This is a genomic window from Devosia sp. Root105 (assembly GCF_001424865.1).
In the GTDB taxonomy this organism is placed as follows: Bacteria; Pseudomonadota; Alphaproteobacteria; order Rhizobiales; family Devosiaceae; genus Devosia_A.
The window spans coordinates 1,069,555-1,087,250 of the sequence record NZ_LMCR01000001.1 but is presented as its reverse complement, the minus strand read 5'-3'; the positions used below and the strand labels follow the sequence as shown (position 1 = coordinate 1,087,250).

Here is a 17,696-nt window from a genome sequence, read left to right as displayed (position 1 = left end):
GATGGTTGCCATCGCTCTCCCCCGCAGCAATGGCCCGCTGGCCCGATCGCTGTCGCGTTTCGTCGGCAACGGCGCGGCAGTCGCCGGGCTGCTGATCCTGTTGCCCGTGCTCATCGCTGTGCTGACTTATGATCTCTGGTGGCCTCACGCCCCCAACGACATCGACCTGCGGGCCCTCAACAAGGGGCCGAGCGCGGCGCATTGGTTCGGCACCGACGGCGTCGGCCGCGATGTGCTGGCGAGACTGCTGCAGGGCGGGCGGATTTCCTTGCTGGTCGCCGGCGTCTCGGTTGCTATTTCGCTGGTCATCGGCTTCCTCGTGGGCGCGCTCGCCGCGTTTGGCGGCCGCATCACCGATGGCTCGACCATGCGGCTGGTCGATCTGGCCATGACGCTGCCGCCGGTGATCCTGCTCCTGGTGCTCGCTTCGATCGCCGGTACCGGCATCGTGCCCACCATCTTCGTCATCTCGCTGCTGTCCTGGCCGGTGCTCTCGCGCATGGTGCGGGCGCGGCTGCTGGAGCTGCGCGAACGTGATTTCGTTGTCGCCGCACGCGGCATGGGCGCCAACCTCTGGCACCTCTTATTCCGGCATGGCCTGCCCAATTGCATCGACATCCTCGTCGTCTACGCCACGCTGCAGATTGCCAGTGCCATCCTGCTCGAGGCTGGCCTCTCCTTCCTCGGCCTCGGCATCCCGCCGCCCGAAGCCAGCTGGGGCAACATGCTCAACGCCGCCCGCTCGACAGTCGTGCTTGAGCAGTACGTCTGGCAGTGGATGTTCCCCGGCGCCGCCCTGGTGCTTGCGGTACTGGCCATCAACTTCATCGGCGATGGACTGCGCGACGCGTTCGACCCCCGCTCCGACCTCAACTGATACTCTTCGAGAAAGCCCACAAATGCCCAAGTTCACTGGCGTCGTCCCTCCCGTCGTCACTCCGCTGACCGAGACTTTCGAGGTCGACTATCCCTCCTTCACCCGGGTGATCGAGAACCTCATCGATGGGGGTGTGCACGGTCTCTTCGTTCTGGGATCGACCAGCGAAGTGGTGTTCCACGCTGCTGCCGAGCGCACGAAAATCATCGAACATGCGGTCAAGGTGAACAACGGCCGCCTGCCGATCTTCGTCGGCGTCATCGACCCGACCACCGACCGGGTGATCGAGCATGCGCGGATCGCCAAGGCGGCGGGCGCCGACGCGCTGGTGGTGACGGCGCCGTTCTACGCCCGCACCAACCAGGCCGAGACCATCGACCATTTCCGCTACATCCGCGACGCCGTCGACGTGCCGCTGGTCGCCTACGACATCCCGGTCTGCGTGCATCTGAAGCTCGAGCGCAACACCACGGTGACGCTGGGTCGCGAGGGCACCATTGCCGGGGTCAAGGACTCGAGCGCCGATGACGGCAACCTTCGCTATGTCATGCTCGACATGGCGGACCGGCCGGATTTCTTCGCCATGACCGGCTCCGAGATCGTCGTCGACAATGTCCTGGGCATGGGCGCGCATGGCGTCGTCCCCGGCCTCGCCAATGTCGATCCGCACGGCTACGTCAAGCTCTGGAACCTGTTCCAGGCGGGCGACCACGAGGCCGTGCGCCGGGAGCAGGAGCGGCTTTGCCGGCTGTTCGAGATCGTCTGGATCGCGCAGCCGCGGACCAGCGCCGGGTCGGCCGGGGTCGGCGCCTTCAAGACCGCCATGCGGCAGCTCGGCATCATCTCGACCAACGTCATGGCGCGGCCGCAGCGCATGCTCAATTCCGAAGAGACGATGAGGATCGATGCGATCCTCAAGTCGACCGGCCTGCTCTGACCGCGATGCCCGAGCCGATCCTCGACATTTCCGGCCTCACCACGGTCTACCGCATTTCCGGTAAGGACGTCGCGGTGGTGCAGGATCTCGACCTGGCCATCGCCGCGGGCGAGACGGTGGCGCTGGTCGGGGAATCCGGCTCGGGCAAGTCGGTCACCAGCCTCTCCGTTCTCCGCCTCCTGCCCCGCATCGGGCGGGTGGCGAAGGGCAGCGTCGGCTTCCGCGGCAAATCCGGAGTGGTCCGCGACCTCGCGCAGCTCGACGCTGACGCGCTGCGCCAGGTGCGCGGCAACGATGTCGGCATGATCTTTCAGGAGCCGATGACCAGCCTCAATCCGGTCTACACGGTAGGCGAGCAGATCGCCGAACCCATCCGCATCCACCTGGGCAAATCGCATAAGGACGCGGCGGCGGCGGCGGTGCAACTCCTCGCCGATGTCGGCATCCCCGATCCGGCGCGCCGGGCCAAGCAATATCCGCACGAACTTTCGGGCGGCATGCGGCAGCGCGCCACCATTGCCATGGCGCTCGCCTGCGATCCGGCGCTGCTGATCGCCGACGAGCCGACGACGGCACTCGATGTCACCATCCAGGCGCAGATGCTCGACCTGCTGCAGCAGCTGCAGGCGCAGCGCGGCATGGGCATCCTCTTCGTCACCCATAATCTGGGCGTTGTCGCCGAGATCGCCGACCGCGTCGCGGTGATGTACGCGGGGCGCGTCGTGGAAACCGGCCGCGTCGCCGATGTGTTCGCCCACCCCCGGCATCCCTACACCATCGGGCTGATGCGCTCGGTCCCCAGGCTCGGCGAGGCCACCCAGCTCAAGCAGGCCGGCACCCCGCTTCCCACCATTCCCGGCACCGTGCCGAGCCTCGCCCGACTGCCGCAGGGCTGCTCGTTTGCCCCGCGTTGCAGCTACGCGATCGAGGCGTGCCGCGCCGCAGTGCCGTCCCTTCTCGATACCGGCAACGACCAGGCAAGCCGCTGCATTCGCTGGCAGGAGCTCTGAGCACCATGGATGCCCCCCTGCTCTCGGTTCGCGGCCTGACCAAACACTTCAAGCCCTCTGCCTTCTCCCGCGGCCCGGTCGTGCGGGCGCTCGAGGACGTGTCGTTCGACGTGCCGCGCGGCAGCGTGGTGGGTCTGGTCGGCGAGTCGGGCAGCGGCAAGACGACGATCGGCCGCTCGATCCTGCGGCTGGTCGAGCCGACCTCCGGCGAGGTCCGCTTCAACGGTACCGATCTGACAAAACTCTCGGCCGCCGAGCTGCGCAAGCAGCGCCGCTTCATGCAGTATATTTTCCAGGACCCGTTCGCGAGCCTGTCGCCCCGCATGACCATCGGGCAGATCCTCACCGAGGGGCTGGAAATCCAGGGCGGGCTTAGCCGCGAGGAACGAAGCGCGCGCGCCCATAGGGCGCTGGCTGCCGTCGAGCTCCCTGCCGACGCCTTCAACCGCTATGCCCATGAATTCTCCGGCGGCCAGCGCCAGCGCATCGGCATCGCCCGGGCCCTGGCGCTCGAGCCGCAACTGATCGTGGCCGACGAGCCGGTCTCGGCGCTCGACGTCTCGATCCAGGCGCAGATCGTCAACCTGCTGCGCGATCTGCAGCAGCGGCTTGGCCTCACCATGCTGTTCATCTCGCATGACCTGGCCGTGGTCGAGTACATCTGCGACACGGTCATCGTGCTCTATCTCGGCCGGATCATGGAGGTCGCCCCGAGCGCCGAGCTTTACGCCCATCCGCGCCACCCCTACACGCGGGCTCTGCTCTCGGCGATCCCGTCGCCGGTGCCGGGCGACAGGCGGCAGCGACAATTGCTCACCGGCGACATCCCCAGCCCTGCCAACCCACCTTCCGGCTGCGTGTTCCGAACGCGCTGTCCATATGCCATCGACGCATGCGCAGCGGCGGTGCCGCCACTCGAGACGGTCGGACCGGGCCATCTGAAGGCCTGTATTCGCGACGATCTCTAGGCCTGCCTGCAGAAGCTCTCGTGGTGGCCCGGTTAGGCACGTACCAAGCTGGGCCAGTTTCGGGGGCATCGCGGTGGAGAGCAGCTCGCCCGATCGCTCGTCCCGCGCTGTGCGATCGCCGCACGGAACGAGAGGAATGGCGGAGAGGGAGGGATTTGAACCCCCGATGGAGTTGCCCCCATGCCGCATTTCGAGTGCGGTGCAATCGACCACTCTGCCACCTCTCCGCGAGGTCGAACACGCGTTACCGCGGCTGGTCGAGACGGGCGGGCTTATGGCATAGCATGATCGAGGCTGCAACACTCTTTGGCTCGCTCGCTGCATGACTCTTCCGCTCTTCGTCTATGGCACGCTGTGTGACCCCGAACTGCGCTCGGCGGTGCTCGGCCGCATGCTGCCGCCCGAAGCGGTGCATGCGGCCCGCGCCCCGGGCTTTCGCGCCGTGCACTATCCCGGCCGCGTCTATCCGGCGCTGCTGCGCACGCCGGGTGGAGCGGCGGAGGGGCTGCTGCTGTTGGGGCTGACGCCATTCGAGCGCGACCTGCTCGACGCCTTCGAGGGCGATGAGTACCGTCGCGCCCCGATCGCCGCCATGCTCGAGGAGGAGCTGCACGAGGCCGATGCCTACCTGCCGGCGATCGCCATCGCCGCCGACGCACCCGACTGGACGCTGCAGCGCTGGCAAGCCGAGCACAAGCCGCGCGTCCTCGCGACCGAAGCCGCCACCGCCGATGAACTGCGCCAACGCCTGATCGCCATCCGCCCGCACTAGAAATCAACGCCCCCGGAGTGACCATGCTGAACCGCCGTGCCACCATGCTGGGGCTTGCCGCCCTGCCGCTCGCCGCCGCCATCCGCCCGGCGCTCGCCGCAACCCCCGATAGCCTCGTGACCTCGGCGGGCGACGTGGCCATCTACCCGATCCGCCATGCGAGCCTCGTGCTGAGCTTCGGCGCCGAGACGCTCTACATCGATCCGACCAACGGTCCGGCGCTCTATGAGGGCCTGCCGCCGCCGACCGGCATCCTCATCACCCATGGCCATGGCGACCATTTCGATATTGCAACGCTCAACGCCATCGCCGGCGACACTGCCCCGATCCTCACCTCCGAAGAGGTGCTGGCCCGCCTGCCCGGCCCGCTGAAGCCGCGCGCCACTGCCTTGCCGAACGGCGCCACCGGCGAGATCGCCGGACTGCCGATCGAGGTCGTCGCCGCCTACAACACCACCGAGAACCGTAAGCGCTACCACCCCGAGGGCGTCGGCAACGGTTATGTCATCGGCTTCGGCGATAAGCGCGTCTATGTCGCCGGCGATACCGAGGACACGCCGGAAATGCGGGCCTTGACCGGTATCGACGTCGCGTTCCTGCCGATGAACCTGCCCTATACCATGAGCCTCGAGCAGGTCGCTGCGGCGGTCGCCGCCTTCCGGCCCGGCATCGTCTATCCCTATCACTACCAGGGTGGTGATCCGGCCAAGCTCGCCGAACTGGTCGGCGATGCCGCAGAAGTTCGGCTTGCCGCCTGGTACTGAGCCCTAAAGGAACCGGCCTGCGCGGCCTTGACTCCGGTTGGATTCTTGACGATAAGGCCGCTCGAATTGCGTGCGGCGTTTGCTGCGCGCATTTTTGATTTGTTCAACCGCTGTCCGAGGCCGCCGCCGATATCGCTATCGGCAGCCTATCTCGAAGCCCGCAGGATCAGGCATCGCCTGCGGCGCCACAGGGCGCGATAACGAAGAGGTCCGGGAGTTCCCCGGGACGACAATGACGTTTGCAGTGATCAAGACCGGCGGCAAGCAGTACAAGGTTGCCGCCAATGACGTGGTGAAGATCGAGAAGATCGACGCTCAGCCGGGCGACGTGGTCACCTTTGACCAGGTCCTGATGGTTGGCGACGGCGACGCGGTCACCGTTGGCGCGCCGCTCGTGGAAGGCGCCCTGGTTGCAGGCCAGTTCATCGCCACCGAAAAAGAGCGCACCATCATCATCCTGAAGAAGGAGCGCCGCCAGCACTACGATCGCCGCAACGGCCATCGTCAGCGTCTGTCGACCGTGCGCATCACCGAGATCCTGACCGGCGGCGCAAAGCCGACCACCAAGGTCGACGAGATTGCCAAGGCCCGCGCCGAAAAGCGCGCTGCCGCCGCGGCGGCTTCGGCCAACGTGACCGAGGCCCCGAAGGCCGCCGCCAAGCCGGCCGCCGCAAAGAAGGCCCCGGCCAAGAAAGCGACGACCAAGGCAGCTCCGGCTGCTGAGGCGACCGAGACCAAGGCTCCGGCCAAGAAGGCTGCTGCTCCCAAAAAGGAAGCTGCGCCCAAGGCCGAAAAGCCCGCTGCAGACAAGAAGCCGGCGGCCAAGAAGGCCGCTCCCAAGGCTGACAAGGAATAAGGAGTCTAACCGATGGCACATAAGAAGGCAGGCGGTTCCTCCCGCAATGGTCGCGATACGGCTGGCCGACGTCTTGGCGTCAAGAAGTTCGGCGGCGAAGCTGTGATCGGCGGCAACATCATCATCCGTCAACGCGGCACCAAGTGGCACCCGGGCACCGGCGTCGGTATGGGCATCGACCATACCATTTACGCCCTTATTCCCGGCACCGTGGCGTTCAAAACCCGCGCCAACGCCAAAGTCTACGTGTCGGTACTCCCGGCAGCAGAAGCAGCAGAATAACCCGGTGAGGCCTAGCAACCCCTGCCGGAGACCAGCTCCCCGGCAAGGCGACTAGGCAGTCGACCGCGCGACAAGATCCAAGGGGAGCCGGAATCCGGTTCCCTTTTTGTCTTTTTCGTCGTGAGGGCGGCTGAAAATGAGACTGTATCTGAGCTCCTATCGGATCGGCGACCGCGCCGGTTCGCTCCTCGCGCTCCTCGGCAATGGCCGGCACGCCGCCATCATCGAGAACGCGCTCGACAACATCTCCCCTGCGGCGCGCGAGCTCTATCGCAACGAGGCCTATGACCCGGTCTCGGAGCTGGGCTCGCTCGGCATCGTCGCCACGCCGCTCGACCTGCGCCAGTATTTCGGCGATCCCGAAGGACTGCGCGCCCGGCTCAGCCAGTTCGATCTGGTCTGGGTCACCGGCGGCAATGCATTTGTGCTGCGCCGCGCCATGAAGCAGTCGGGATTCGATGACGTGATTGTCGACATGCTCGACAATGACGAGATCGTCTATGGCGGTTTCTCGGCCGGCGCCGTGGTGGCGGCGCCGAGCCTCGAAGGCATTCACCTGATCGATGACCCCGACGAGGCGCCCAAGGGCTACGACCGTGAAACCATCTGGGACGGCCTCGGGCTGATCGACCACGCCATCGTGCCGCATTACCGCTCGCCGCATCCCGAAACCGCTGCGGCCGAACGGGCCGTCCGGCACCTTTGCAGTCGAGGCCTGCGCTATCGGGCGCTGCGCGACGGGGAGGTGATCGTTTGGACCGAGAACCGGATGGCGTCGGTGGATCTGACGCGGAGGATCGCGTGATGACAACGCTCGAGGATGACGACGACTATGTGCCCCGGCGGCGGACCCAGCTGATGGGCCCCGTCGCCCAGGCCAGGGCATTGGCCGAGGCCACCGCGAAACTGGCAGCCCGCCGCCAGCGCGATGCGCTCCCGCATCGCATCGAAACCCCGCGCCTGGTGCTGCGCGCCCCGATCCGCGGCGATGTGCCCGATCTCGTCAAGCTCGCCGACAACAAGGCGATCGCCGACAGGCTGTCGCGCCTGCCGCACCCCTATACAAGGGCCGACGGCATCGGCTTCATCGAGATCATCGCCCAGCGGCCCGACGAACGGCCTTATGCCATTACGCTCAATGACCAGTTCATCGGCGTGGTCGGCTTCACCTTCCACGAGGGCCAGCTGCCCGAGCTCGGCTATTGGCTGGGCGAGCCCTACTGGGGCCGCGGCATCATGAGCGAGGCGGTGAAGGGTCTGGTCGAGGCCGCCTTCGGCACGCGCCTGTTCCCACGCCTCAGGGCGCGGGCGCTTGCCAGCAACGACGGCTCGCTCAATGTTCTGACGAAAGCCGGCTTCATCCGCACCGGCGAAGGCACCGACCCCGCCGGCACGCTGAAGGACCAGCCGATCGTGTTCTTCGAACTCGAACAGCCCAAGTGGAGCTGACCTGATATGGACGTAACGCTCCGGACGCCGCGCCTCACCCTCCGACAGCCGGTGCTGGACGATGCCTCGCGCATCGCCCGCTTTCTCGACAACTTCGCGGTCGCCGGCAATTTGAGCCGCGTGCCCTACCCCTATCGGCTGGCCGATGCCAAGGCGTGGCTCAGGACCTGGCGGCCCGACACCCCGGCCGGTGAAACCGGCTTCATGATCGACCTCGATGGCGAGGGGGTAATCGGCAATGTCGGCTTCCACCGCGACATCGAGGGCACGGTGATCGGCTACTGGCTGGCGCAGCCATTCTGGAACCGCGGGCTGATGAGCGAGGCAGTGCGCGCGAGCCTCGACTGGTATTTCGAAACCACCACGGCGCCCACGCTGGCCTCAGGGGTGTTCCACTTCAACAAGGCCTCGCTGGCCATCCAGAAGAAGGTCGGATTCGTCGAGATCGGCACCTCATCGCGCCTTTGCCTTGCGCGCGGAGAGGAGGTGCGCCATATCGACACCGAACTGACACGCACCGCCTGGATGGCCCACCGGCAGGCCGCCCGAGAAAGTACCAGATGAAATTCCTCGACCAAGCAAAGGTCTTCGTGCGCTCCGGCAATGGCGGTGCCGGCGCGGTATCGTTCCTGCGCGAGAAATTCGTCGAGTTCGGCGGCCCGAACGGCGGCAATGGCGGACGTGGCGGTGATGTCATCATCCGCTGCGTCGATGGCCTCAACACGCTGATCGACTATCGCTTCCAGCAGCATTTCAAGGCCGAGACCGGCACCCATGGCATGGGCAAGGACCGGCATGGCGCCAAGGGCGGCGACGCGATCCTCAAGGTGCCGGTCGGCACCCAGGTGTTCGAAGAGGACGGCGAGACGCTGATCGCCGATTTCACCGAGGTCGGCCAGGAGCTGGTCCTGCTCGAAGGCGGCAATGGCGGCTTCGGCAACGCCCACTTCAAGACCAGTGCCAACCAGGCGCCGCGCCGCGCCAATCCCGGCCTCGTCGGTACCGAGAAATGGATCTGGCTGCGGCTGAAGCTGATCGCCGATGCCGGGCTTGTCGGCCTGCCCAATGCCGGCAAGTCGACCTTCCTCGCCGCGGTTTCGGCGGCCAAGCCGAAGATCGCCGACTATCCCTTCACCACGCTCCATCCCAACCTGGGCGTCGTCAGCATCGGCGAGCGCGACCTGGTGCTGGCCGATATTCCGGGCCTGATCGAGGGCGCGCATGAGGGCCAGGGGCTGGGCGACCGCTTCCTCGGCCATGTCGAACGCTGCGCCATCCTCGTCCACCTGATCGACGGCACGCAGGAGGATGTAAAGACCGCCTACAAGACCATCCGCGGCGAGCTCGCCGCTTATGCCGAGGAACTGGCTGAAAAGCCGGAGATCGTGGTCCTCAACAAGATCGACGCGATCGACCCCGACGCGTTGAAGGAAAAGGTCAAGGTGCTGAAGCGCGCCAGCAAGGCCGAGGTCTTCACCTGCTCCGGCGTCACCGGCGAGGGCGTCGACAAGGTGCTCTACCGCATCATCGCGCAGATGGATGCCGACAAGGCCGAGCGCGACGAACTCGAACGCCGCAAAGCCGAGCCCACCTGGGTGCCGTGATGCAGAACGCGCTGGCGCCCTATCGGCGCATCACCATCAAGATCGGCTCGGCGCTCCTGGTCGACGGTGCGACCGGCAAGCTCCGTGCCGCCTGGCTGGCGTCGCTTGCCGCCGACCTCGCCGCGCTGAAAGCGCAGGGCGTGTCGCTGGTGATCGTCTCCTCGGGCGCCATCGCGCTCGGCCGGCGGCTGCTCAACCTCGATGCCCGCAACCTGCCGCTCGAGCAGAGCCAGGCCGCCGCCAGCGCCGGGCAGATCGCCCTCAGCCAGGCCTGGGCCGCGGCGCTCGCCGAGCACCAGATCGTCACCGGCCAGATCCTCCTCACCCCCAACATCACCGAGGAACGGCGTTACTTCCTCAACGCCCGCACCACCATCTCGACATTGCTCGGGCTGGGCGCCATTCCGATCATCAACGAGAACGATTCCGTCGCCACCGCCGAGATCCGCTATGGCGACAATGATCGCCTCTCGGCCCGCGTCGCCACCATGATCGAGGCCGACTGCCTGATCCTGCTCTCCGATGTCGATGGGCTCTATACCGCGCCGCCGAGCAAGGACCCGGACGCCGAGCATCTCGGCTTCGTCGCCGCGATCACGCCCGAGATCGACGCCATGGCCGGCGGCGCCGCCAGCCATTTGAGCCGCGGCGGCATGACCACCAAGGTCGAGGCCGGCAAGATCGCCACCCAGGCCGGCACCGCCATGATCATCGCCAAAGGCACCGCGGATCACCCGCTCCGCGCCCTGACCGAAGGCGCGCGCCACACCCTGTTCGCCCCCGCCGAAAGTCGGGCCCAGGCGCGCAAGCGCTGGATCATGGGCCATCTCGAGCTGCTCGGCGCCATCCATGTCGATGCCGGCGCCGCCCGCGCGCTACTCGATGGCAAGAGCCTGTTGCCGATCGGCGTCACCCGGGTCACCGGTGAGTTCGGCCGCGGCGACGCCGTCGCCATCCTCGGCCCCGATGGACGCGAGATCGCCCGCGGCCTTGCCGGAATGGGTCGCGAGGAAGCCGACCTGGTGAAGGGCAAGAACTCCCGTGTCGTCGCCGAGCTGCTCGGCATCGGCACGCGGTCGGAACTCATCCACCGTGACAACATGGTGGTGCTGATGGGCCTGGAGGCCAAAGTCTGATGAGCGCCGTAGAAGCTGTCGCCAACGACCTCTCCACCGTCATGCTTGAGCTCGGCCGGCGCGCCCGCGCTGCCGCCGCCGTGCTGGCCTTCGCCAGTCCCGAGAGCAAGGTGAAGGCGCTGCACGCCGCCGCCGACGCCATCGACGATCGCCGCGACGACATCCTCTCGGCCAATGCGCTCGATATGCGCGCTGCCGAGGGCAAGGGCATCTCCAAGGCCTTCCTCGACCGGCTGCAGCTCAACGACAAGCGCATCGACCAGATGATCGAGGGCCTCCGCACCATTGCCGAGCTGCCCGATCCGGTCGGCCGCGTGCTGGCCGAATGGACCCGCCCCAACGGCATGACCATCCGCCGCGTCGCCACCCCGCTCGGCGTCATCGGCGTTATCTTCGAGAGCCGCCCCAACGTCACCGCCGATGCCGGCGCGCTGACGCTGAAGGCCGGCAATGCGGTGATCCTCCGCGGTGGCTCGGACAGCGTGAACTCGTCGCGCGCCATCCATGCCTGCCTGGTCGCCGGGCTCAAGGCCGCAGGCCTGCCAGCCGACGCGATCCAGATCGTCCCCACCACCGATCGCGCCGCGGTTGGCGAAATGCTGGCCGGGCTCGGCGGCGCCATCGACGTGATCGTGCCGCGCGGCGGCAAGACGCTGGTCGCCCGCGTCCAGTCGGAGGCGCGCGTCCCGGTCTTCGCCCATCTCGAGGGCATCTGCCACACCTATATCGACAAATCCGCCGAACTGCCGATGGCGATCGACGTCACCCTCAATGCCAAGATGCGGCGCACCGGCGTTTGCGGCGCCACCGAAACGCTGCTGCTGCATCGCGATGTGGTAGCGACGCACCTCAAGCCGGTGATCGCGGCGCTCATCGCCAAGGGCTGCGAGATCCGCGGCGACGCGACCGTCATGGCGCTGGTCCCCGAGGCGATCGCCGCCACCGAACAGGACTGGCACACCGAATACGAGGACGCCATCATTTCGGTGAAGGTGGTCGCCGATGTCGGCGAGGCTATCGCCCATATCGGCAAATATTCCTCGCACCACACCGAGGCGATCATCACCGAAGACCCTGCCTCGGTCGCCCGCTGGTTCAACGAGATCGACAGCGCGATCCTGCTCCACAATGCCTCGACCCAGTTTGCCGATGGCGGCGAGTTCGGCTTCGGCGGCGAGATCGGCATCGCCACCGGCAAGTTCCACGCCCGCGGGCCGGTCGGCGTCGAACAGCTGACGAGCTTCAAGTACCTGGTTGAAGGCACGGGGCAGACCCGGCCTTGAACCTCGCGCACTTTGCACCCCCCTCCCCAACCCTCCCCGCAAGGGGGAGGGTGCCCATGTGTGGTCTTGGCTGGATCGTGCCCCAGGCACGGAACGGCACCTCCCCCCTTGCGGGGGAGGTTGGGAGGGGGGGAGCCCCCCTCCCCGGGCCATGAGCGACATCACCGCCCTCCCGCCCTTCGGCTCGGGCCTGCGCATCGGGCTGTTCGGCGGCAGCTTCAACCCGATCCACGAGGGCCACCGGCTCGTCGCCGAGCAGTGCCTGAAGCGGCTCGGTCTCGATGCGGTTTGGCTGCTGGTCTCCCCCGGCAACCCGCTGAAGGACCATTCCGAGCTCGCGCCGCTCGAGGCCCGGGTTCGTGCGGCACGCGCGCTCACCGCCAACCCGCGCATCTACGCCACCGGCGTCGAGGCTGCGCACCGCTTCCATTTTACCGTCGATACGCTCGAGTGGCTGGTCGCCGCCTGCCCCGATACCCGCTTCGTCTGGATCATGGGCGCCGACAACCTCAGCCAGTTCGATCGCTGGGAGCGCTGGCAGGATATCGCCGCGCTCTTGCCGATCGCTGTCTACGCCCGACCCGGCTCGACCTTCCGCGCTACGGTGAGCAAGGCGGCGATCGCGCTCAAAAAGCACCGCCTGCCCGAAGCGGCTGCCGAGGCGCTTGCCACCAGCGAACCGCCCGCCTGGGTGTATCTGCACGGCATCACTTCGCCGCAGTCTTCGAGCGCCATCCGGGCGCGCAGCAAAGCTTCAGTCAAATGATTGAACCCGGCCGCCTTGCAGAACGCCAAACGAAGCGTCATATTGAAGGAGTAGTGGTTATTCGCCACTCAGGATGGGACAGGATTGATAGCTACGCTTGCGCTAGCCTTTCGACCCAACAACCAAGGACAGCTGAAACACGCATGAACCGTGCTCGTGTTGCATGGGCTGAGGCCATTTGATGGCATCGCCCAAAAAGAAGACCGAAACCGCACCGGTGGCCGAGGCCCCGGAACCCCACATGATCGATCTGGTGCTGCAGAGCCTTGACGACGCCAAGGCAGAGCAGACCGTTGCCATCGACATCACCGGCAAGTCGTCGCTCACCGACCATATGGTGGTGACCTCCGGCCGGTCGAACCGTCACGTCAGCGCCGTCGCCGACCAACTGGTCAAGGTGCTGCGCGAGCATGGCTTCGGCAAACCGCGGATCGAAGGACTGCCGCACGCCGACTGGGTGCTGGTCGATGCCGGTGACGTCATCGTTCACATCTTCCGGCCCGAAGTGCGCGAGTTCTACAACATCGAGAAGATGTGGGCGGCCGATTTCGCTGCCGACGGCCGCTAGTCCGTCGGCACCTCAGCCTTGCGCATCGCCATCGCCGCCATCGGCCGGATGAAGCAGGGCCCCGAGCGTGAGCTGGTCGCGCGCTATCTCGATCGCGCCAAAGCCGCGGGCAAGCCGCTCGCGCTGACCGGGTTCGACGTGCTCGAATTCGCCGAGTCCCGCGCCGCCACCACTGAGGGCCGCAAGGCCGACGAAGCGACGACCCTCCGCTCCGCCCTCCCCGAAGGCATTCGCATCGCACTCGACGAGCACGGCAAGACCATGCAGTCGGCTGCCTTCGCCAATCAGCTTGCCCGCTGGCGCGACGACGGCCGCCCGGCCGTCAGCTTCATCATCGGCGGCGCCGACGGGCTCGACCCCGCTTTCGTGCGCGAAGCCGACCTGACGCTCAGCTTCTCCCCGCTCACCTGGCCGCACCAGCTGGTTCGCATCATGCTGGCCGAGCAGCTCTATCGCACCACCACCATCCTCTCGGGACATCCATACCACCGCGAGTGACCCCGGTTGCCGTCGCTCGAGGGGCGTGCCATCTGGAGACGTCGAAGCTCGGGGCAAGCATGCAGAAACCGATCGTCCATCACATCCCGGTCTGCCCGTTCTCGCAGCGGCTGGAAATCCTGCTGGCCCTCAAAGGCCAGCGTGACGCCGTTACCTTCTCGGTCGTCGACATCACCCGTCCGCGTCCACCCGAACTGCTGCAATTGAGCGGCGGCAGCACGGCGTTGCCGATCCTCGAAACCGCTGACGGCGTGCTGAAGGAAAGTCTCGTCATCCTCCGCTATCTCGACGAGACGTTCGCCGAGACGCCGATCGCCCGCGCCACGCCCTATGAGCGGGCGGTAGAAAACATGCTGATCGCCCTGGAAGGCGATTTTACCTCGAGCGGCTACCGCCTGGTGATGAACCAGGACAAAGATCGGCGCGGGGCGCTGCACGACGCCGTCCTCACCCAGTATCGTCGCCTCGAAGCGCTCCTTGCGAGCCACAATCCCGGCGGAACCTTCCTGTTCGAGCGCTTCGGGCTCGCCGAGGCAGTCTTCACCCCGATGTTCGTGCGGTTCTCCTTCCTCGCCTATTTCGAGGGTTTCGAGCTGCCTGCCGAAGGCTTCGAGCGCGTCAGCCGCTGGCGCGCCGCCTGCCTGGCGCATCCGGCAGCTCAGCAAGTAAGCAGTGAGGAAGTGGTCAAGGCCTACTACGACTATGCCCGCGGCGCCGGCAACGGTGCGCTGCCGGCAGGGCGGACGCGTTCCAGCTTCGTTTTCGAGCCGCATTGGGGCGGACGCCCCTGGCCTCCCAAAGACAAGTACGGCCCCGGCGCGACCGATGCGGAGCTGGGCCTGCTCGCCGCGGGCTGAACTTTCCGCCCCCGCCATCCAAAAGACAAACCCCCGGACTATCGGGCTCTGCGCTATGGTCGCGTGATCATGATTCGGGTGAACCAGGAAGTTTGATGCCGGCAACGGGCTGGTCGAGACGTGCAATCGCTGCGGGCGCCGCTTTGGCGCTGGCGCTTGCCACCGCCGCGCTCGCCCAACAGGCGACGCCGGAAGCTCCCGTCGCCGCGCCGGATGCCACGGCCCCCGCTGCCGCCCCTGCCGAAGCGACTGCGCCGGCCACCGCTCCTGCCGATACAACGCCTGCCGACGCGCCGCCCCCCGGCGGGACCGCTGCCCCCGACCTCAACCTCCGCCCCGCCGTCGATGCCGCGGCGCCCACCATGGCGACATCAGGCGCGCCCGCCGATCCCGAGATGGCCGCTCAGCAGCAGGCCCTCGACGACATCGAGGCCTCGATCTCCGTCACCAAGGAGCGCGCCGACGCTCTGAAAAAAGAGATCGCCGACATGCAGGGCGATCGCACCAAGCAGAACGCCGCGCTGATCGCCGCGGCCGAGCGGGTGAAGCGCGCCGAAACCGATATCGTCGCGCTCGAGGACAAGCTCGGCGAACTGATCGTTGAGGAACTCGAAGTCCGCGGTCGCCTCGACGGCGCCGACGAGAATATCTCCAACGTCCTCGCCGCGCTCGAGCGGATTTCGCGCAACCCGCCCCCGGCGCTGATCGTCAATCCGTCCGATGCACTCGGCTCCGCCCGCTCCGCCATCCTGCTCTCCGCCATCATGCCAGAGCTGCAGAAGAAGGCCGACACCGTGATGGCCGACCTCAGCGAGCTCGGCAAGATCAAGGCCGATGCACTCGAGCAGCAGGGCAAGCTCGAGGCGAACCTGCAGATCCTCGAGGAAGAGCAGCTGCGCATCGGCACGCTGATCGCCGCGCGCAAGGAGAACGAGAACCGCGCCACCACGGCGCTCGCCGCCGAAGAGGCAGAGGCGCAGGCGCTGGCCGACAAGGCCACCTCGCTGAAGCAACTGATCGACGACCTGCAGAAGCGCGCCGCTGCCGTCGCCACTGCTGCCCAGGCGACCGCCACTGCGAACGCCGGCGGCAGCACCCCGACGCTCGACAAGGACACCGTCCGCCTCGCCCTCGCCAACACCGATCGCAGCGAGCCGGCAGTGCCGTTCGCCCAGGCCAAGGGCTTCCTCACCATGCCCTCAAGCGGCGTCACGGTGATCGATTATGGCGCCGGTGACGGCTTCGGCGGCATCTCGCGCGGCCTCTCGGTCGTCACCCGCGCCGACGCCCAGGTGGTCTCACCGGCCGATGGCTGGGTGATGTTCCAGGGCGACTACCTCAATTATGGCCAAATCGTCATCCTCAATGCCGGTCAGGATTACACCATCCTGCTGGCGGGCCTCGCCAAGGTCGATGTGCAGATCGGCCAGTTCGTGATGATGGGAGAACCCGTCGGCACCATGGGATCACAGACAATTGGCCGTACCGTCGCGACCAGTGCTGGTGTCTCCCGTCCGACCCTCTATATTGAAATGCGAAAGAACAACGAGCCCGTCGACCCCACGGGATGGTGGTCGGTGGCTTCTGTTCCAACCCAGAGTGGATAGAATTTGATGCGCTTGACGCCCCTCCGCATAGTCGCTTCGATGGCTGCCGTGTTCACGCTCGGCCTCGCCTGTGCACCGCTGATTGCGCAGGACCAGACGCCGGCCGTCGACGCCGCGGCTCCCGCCAGTACCCCGCGCACCACCGACGAGGTCTATTCCGATCTCGACCTGTTCGGCGAAGTGTTCGACCGCATCCGCGCCGAGTATGTCGAAGCTCCCGATGAGCGCAAACTCATTCACGCGGCGCTGCAGGGCATGCTGACCTCGCTCGATCCCCATTCGGGCTATATGGAGCCGGTCGAATATTCCGACGTGCAGGAGGATACCTCCGGCCAGTTCGGCGGCCTCGGCATCGAAGTGCAGATGGAAGACGGGGTGATCAAGGTCGTCTCGCCGATCGACGATACCCCGGCCGCCAAGGCCGGCATCCTCGCCAACGATTTCATCGTCGAGCTCGACGGCACCCAGGTGCAGGGCCTGACCCTCGACCAGGCGGTCGAGAAGATGCGCGGCCAGGTCGGAACCAAGATCACCGTCACCGTGGTGCGCGAAGGCGTCACCGAGCCGCTGAAGTTCGAACTGACCCGCGACGTCATCGCCACTCGCGCCGCCCGCATGACCATGGAAGGCGATGTCGGCGTCATCCGTCTCGCCCGCTTCTCCGAGCAGGCCTTTGTCGGCGTGCAGAAGGCCATCGACGACATCTACAAGGCCGCCGACGGCAAGGCGCCCAAGGGCATCATCCTTGATCTGCGCAACAACCCGGGCGGCCTCGTCGACCAGGCGGTGTTCGTCTCCGACGCCTTCCTCAAGCAGGGCGCCGTGGTGCTGACCCGCGGCCGCATCGAGCAGGAAAGCGCCCGCTACGACGCCAAGCCCGATGCGCTCGACCAGAAGCTGGCCGACGTGCCGATGGTGGTGCTGATCAATGGCGGCTCCGCCTCTGCTGCCGAGATCGTCGCCGGCGCGCTGCAGGACCACAAGCGCGCCACGGTCGTGGGCACCCGCTCGTTCGGCAAGGGCTCGGTGCAGTCGATCATTCCGCTCGGCGCCGATGGCGCCATGCGGTTGACCACGGCGCGCTACTACACCCCGAACAATCGCTCGATCCAGGCCTCCGGCATCCAGCCCGACATCCTCATCACCCAGGATGTCCCCGAGGAGTTCAAGGGTCGCGACGAGATCATCGGCGAGGCCGCGCTGCCAGGCGAAATCGGTGGCGGCACCGAGGAGAAGGCCACGGTCGGCTCTTCGGTCTACGTCCCCGCCGAGAAGGAAAAGGACAATCAGCTGCAATACGCCATCAAGCTGATCGACGGCCTCGAGACCAACGAAGCCTTCCCGCCCAAGGCGGCTGGTTAACGAGACCTCAAGCGGCAGGGTTAACGCTTCCTTACCCTTTGCCGGTCACACAATGAGCCTGATGCGGGGTGGCGATTCGCCGCCCCGTTCGCTTCCCGCC

The 17,696-nt window shown here is 66.7% G+C and carries 20 protein-coding genes and 1 tRNA gene; 20 read left to right on the top strand and 1 reads right to left on the bottom strand.

The window, feature by feature from the left end; all coding sequences use genetic code 11:
* The first annotated feature begins 1 nt into the window (after position 1).
* From ASC68_RS05180 to ASC68_RS05165, 4 genes are read left to right on the top strand one after another with little or no spacing between them, the layout of a single operon-like run.
* On the top strand, positions 2-877 hold the full coding sequence (locus tag ASC68_RS05180; RefSeq protein ID WP_055875689.1) for an ABC transporter permease: 876 nt from the start codon (positions 2-4) through the stop codon (positions 875-877).
* Positions 878-899: 22 nt separating this feature from the next.
* Positions 900-1,814 (top strand): dihydrodipicolinate synthase family protein, encoded by a 915-nt coding sequence (locus tag ASC68_RS05175; protein ID WP_055875686.1) that lies wholly within the window; start codon positions 900-902, stop codon positions 1,812-1,814.
* 5 nt (positions 1,815-1,819) lie between these two features.
* Positions 1,820-2,824, top strand: a complete 1,005-nt coding sequence (locus tag ASC68_RS05170) for an ABC transporter ATP-binding protein (RefSeq protein ID WP_055875683.1) — start codon at positions 1,820-1,822, stop codon at positions 2,822-2,824.
* A gap of 5 nt (positions 2,825-2,829) precedes the next feature.
* Positions 2,830-3,792, top strand: coding sequence for an ABC transporter ATP-binding protein (locus ASC68_RS05165; RefSeq protein ID WP_055875681.1), 963 nt, complete (start codon positions 2,830-2,832; stop codon positions 3,790-3,792).
* 137 nt (positions 3,793-3,929) lie between these two features.
* On the opposite strand, the gene ASC68_RS05160 is transcribed toward ASC68_RS05165, so the two are convergent.
* Positions 3,930-4,019, bottom strand: a tRNA-Ser gene (locus ASC68_RS05160).
* Between the two features lie 95 nt (positions 4,020-4,114).
* Here ASC68_RS05160 and ASC68_RS05155 point away from each other — a divergent pair.
* From ASC68_RS05155 to ASC68_RS05080, 16 genes are all read left to right on the top strand, one after another.
* Positions 4,115-4,564 (top strand): gamma-glutamylcyclotransferase family protein, encoded by a 450-nt coding sequence (locus tag ASC68_RS05155; RefSeq protein WP_055875678.1) that lies wholly within the window; start codon positions 4,115-4,117, stop codon positions 4,562-4,564.
* 23 nt (positions 4,565-4,587) lie between these two features.
* Complete coding sequence (locus tag ASC68_RS05150) at positions 4,588-5,328, top strand: MBL fold metallo-hydrolase (RefSeq protein ID WP_055875675.1); 741 nt, start codon at positions 4,588-4,590, stop codon at positions 5,326-5,328.
* Between the two features lie 232 nt (positions 5,329-5,560).
* Positions 5,561-6,184 carry a 50S ribosomal protein L21 gene (rplU, locus tag ASC68_RS05145; RefSeq protein ID WP_055875671.1) on the top strand — a complete coding sequence of 208 codons (624 nt, stop codon included), beginning with the start codon at positions 5,561-5,563 and terminating at the stop codon, positions 6,182-6,184.
* Positions 6,185-6,196: 12 nt separating this feature from the next.
* Entirely contained in the window at positions 6,197-6,466 is a 270-nt protein-coding gene (rpmA, locus tag ASC68_RS05140) for a 50S ribosomal protein L27 (protein ID WP_055875668.1), read from the top strand.
* A 136-nt stretch (positions 6,467-6,602) separates the two neighbouring features.
* Positions 6,603-7,271, top strand: coding sequence for a Type 1 glutamine amidotransferase-like domain-containing protein (locus tag ASC68_RS05135; RefSeq protein WP_055875666.1), 669 nt, complete (start codon positions 6,603-6,605; stop codon positions 7,269-7,271).
* Positions 7,271-7,915 (top strand): GNAT family N-acetyltransferase, encoded by a 645-nt coding sequence (locus tag ASC68_RS05130; RefSeq protein ID WP_055875663.1) that lies wholly within the window; start codon positions 7,271-7,273, stop codon positions 7,913-7,915. The genes ASC68_RS05135 and ASC68_RS05130 overlap by 1 nt, the downstream gene beginning before the upstream one ends.
* Before the next feature lie 6 nt (positions 7,916-7,921).
* Positions 7,922-8,479: a GNAT family N-acetyltransferase gene (locus tag ASC68_RS05125; protein WP_055875661.1), complete on the top strand. Its 558-nt coding sequence runs from the start codon at positions 7,922-7,924 to the stop codon at positions 8,477-8,479.
* Positions 8,476-9,519 carry a GTPase ObgE gene (gene obgE / locus ASC68_RS05120; protein WP_055875658.1) on the top strand — a complete coding sequence of 348 codons (1,044 nt, stop codon included), beginning with the start codon at positions 8,476-8,478 and terminating at the stop codon, positions 9,517-9,519. Before ASC68_RS05125 ends, obgE begins: the two co-directional genes overlap by 4 nt.
* Positions 9,519-10,655 (top strand): glutamate 5-kinase, encoded by a 1,137-nt coding sequence (gene proB / locus ASC68_RS05115; RefSeq protein ID WP_055875655.1) that lies wholly within the window; start codon positions 9,519-9,521, stop codon positions 10,653-10,655. The genes obgE and proB overlap by 1 nt, the downstream gene beginning before the upstream one ends.
* Positions 10,655-11,938 carry a glutamate-5-semialdehyde dehydrogenase gene (locus tag ASC68_RS05110; protein ID WP_055875652.1) on the top strand — a complete coding sequence of 428 codons (1,284 nt, stop codon included), beginning with the start codon at positions 10,655-10,657 and terminating at the stop codon, positions 11,936-11,938. The genes proB and ASC68_RS05110 overlap by 1 nt, the downstream gene beginning before the upstream one ends.
* 151 nt (positions 11,939-12,089) lie before the next feature.
* On the top strand, positions 12,090-12,704 hold the full coding sequence (locus ASC68_RS05105) for a nicotinate-nucleotide adenylyltransferase (protein WP_055875649.1): 615 nt from the start codon (positions 12,090-12,092) through the stop codon (positions 12,702-12,704).
* A gap of 181 nt (positions 12,705-12,885) precedes the next feature.
* The gene (gene rsfS / locus ASC68_RS05100) at positions 12,886-13,272 is read left to right on the top strand and encodes a ribosome silencing factor (protein WP_082527896.1); all 387 of its coding nucleotides are present in this window, start codon (positions 12,886-12,888) and stop codon (positions 13,270-13,272) included.
* A gap of 18 nt (positions 13,273-13,290) precedes the next feature.
* Complete coding sequence (gene rlmH, locus ASC68_RS05095) at positions 13,291-13,770, top strand: 23S rRNA (pseudouridine(1915)-N(3))-methyltransferase RlmH (protein WP_055875647.1); 480 nt, start codon at positions 13,291-13,293, stop codon at positions 13,768-13,770.
* A 59-nt stretch (positions 13,771-13,829) separates the two neighbouring features.
* Positions 13,830-14,627 carry a glutathione S-transferase family protein gene (locus ASC68_RS05090; protein WP_055875644.1) on the top strand — a complete coding sequence of 266 codons (798 nt, stop codon included), beginning with the start codon at positions 13,830-13,832 and terminating at the stop codon, positions 14,625-14,627.
* 95 nt (positions 14,628-14,722) lie between these two features.
* Positions 14,723-16,234, top strand: a complete 1,512-nt coding sequence (locus ASC68_RS05085) for a peptidoglycan DD-metalloendopeptidase family protein (RefSeq protein WP_156387245.1) — start codon at positions 14,723-14,725, stop codon at positions 16,232-16,234.
* 6 nt (positions 16,235-16,240) lie between these two features.
* Positions 16,241-17,596, top strand: a complete 1,356-nt coding sequence (locus ASC68_RS05080) for a S41 family peptidase (RefSeq protein ID WP_244488566.1) — start codon at positions 16,241-16,243, stop codon at positions 17,594-17,596.
* Positions 17,597-17,696 lie beyond the last annotated feature (100 nt).

Excerpts from the sequence above, each read along its gene's own strand:
- ASC68_RS05180 (WP_055875689.1), top strand. The coding sequence starts at position 2 with ATGGTTGCCATCGCTCTCCCCCGCAGCAATGGCCCGCTGGCCCGATCG.
- ASC68_RS05175 (WP_055875686.1), top strand. The coding sequence starts at position 900 with ATGCCCAAGTTCACTGGCGTCGTCCCTCCCGTCGTCACTCCGCTGACC.
- ASC68_RS05170 (WP_055875683.1), top strand. The coding sequence starts at position 1,820 with ATGCCCGAGCCGATCCTCGACATTTCCGGCCTCACCACGGTCTACCGC.
- ASC68_RS05165 (WP_055875681.1), top strand. The coding sequence starts at position 2,830 with ATGGATGCCCCCCTGCTCTCGGTTCGCGGCCTGACCAAACACTTCAAG.
- ASC68_RS05155 (WP_055875678.1), top strand. The coding sequence starts at position 4,115 with ATGACTCTTCCGCTCTTCGTCTATGGCACGCTGTGTGACCCCGAACTG.
- ASC68_RS05150 (WP_055875675.1), top strand. The coding sequence starts at position 4,588 with ATGCTGAACCGCCGTGCCACCATGCTGGGGCTTGCCGCCCTGCCGCTC.
- rplU (WP_055875671.1), top strand. The coding sequence starts at position 5,561 with ATGACGTTTGCAGTGATCAAGACCGGCGGCAAGCAGTACAAGGTTGCC.
- rpmA (WP_055875668.1), top strand. The coding sequence starts at position 6,197 with ATGGCACATAAGAAGGCAGGCGGTTCCTCCCGCAATGGTCGCGATACG.
- ASC68_RS05135 (WP_055875666.1), top strand. The coding sequence starts at position 6,603 with ATGAGACTGTATCTGAGCTCCTATCGGATCGGCGACCGCGCCGGTTCG.
- ASC68_RS05130 (WP_055875663.1), top strand. The coding sequence starts at position 7,271 with ATGACAACGCTCGAGGATGACGACGACTATGTGCCCCGGCGGCGGACC.
- ASC68_RS05125 (WP_055875661.1), top strand. The coding sequence starts at position 7,922 with ATGGACGTAACGCTCCGGACGCCGCGCCTCACCCTCCGACAGCCGGTG.
- obgE (WP_055875658.1), top strand. The coding sequence starts at position 8,476 with ATGAAATTCCTCGACCAAGCAAAGGTCTTCGTGCGCTCCGGCAATGGC.
- proB (WP_055875655.1), top strand. The coding sequence starts at position 9,519 with ATGCAGAACGCGCTGGCGCCCTATCGGCGCATCACCATCAAGATCGGC.
- ASC68_RS05110 (WP_055875652.1), top strand. The coding sequence starts at position 10,655 with ATGAGCGCCGTAGAAGCTGTCGCCAACGACCTCTCCACCGTCATGCTT.
- ASC68_RS05105 (WP_055875649.1), top strand. The coding sequence starts at position 12,090 with ATGAGCGACATCACCGCCCTCCCGCCCTTCGGCTCGGGCCTGCGCATC.
- rsfS (WP_082527896.1), top strand. The coding sequence starts at position 12,886 with ATGGCATCGCCCAAAAAGAAGACCGAAACCGCACCGGTGGCCGAGGCC.
- ASC68_RS05090 (WP_055875644.1), top strand. The coding sequence starts at position 13,830 with ATGCAGAAACCGATCGTCCATCACATCCCGGTCTGCCCGTTCTCGCAG.
- ASC68_RS05085 (WP_156387245.1), top strand. The coding sequence starts at position 14,723 with ATGCCGGCAACGGGCTGGTCGAGACGTGCAATCGCTGCGGGCGCCGCT.
- ASC68_RS05080 (WP_244488566.1), top strand. The coding sequence starts at position 16,241 with ATGCGCTTGACGCCCCTCCGCATAGTCGCTTCGATGGCTGCCGTGTTC.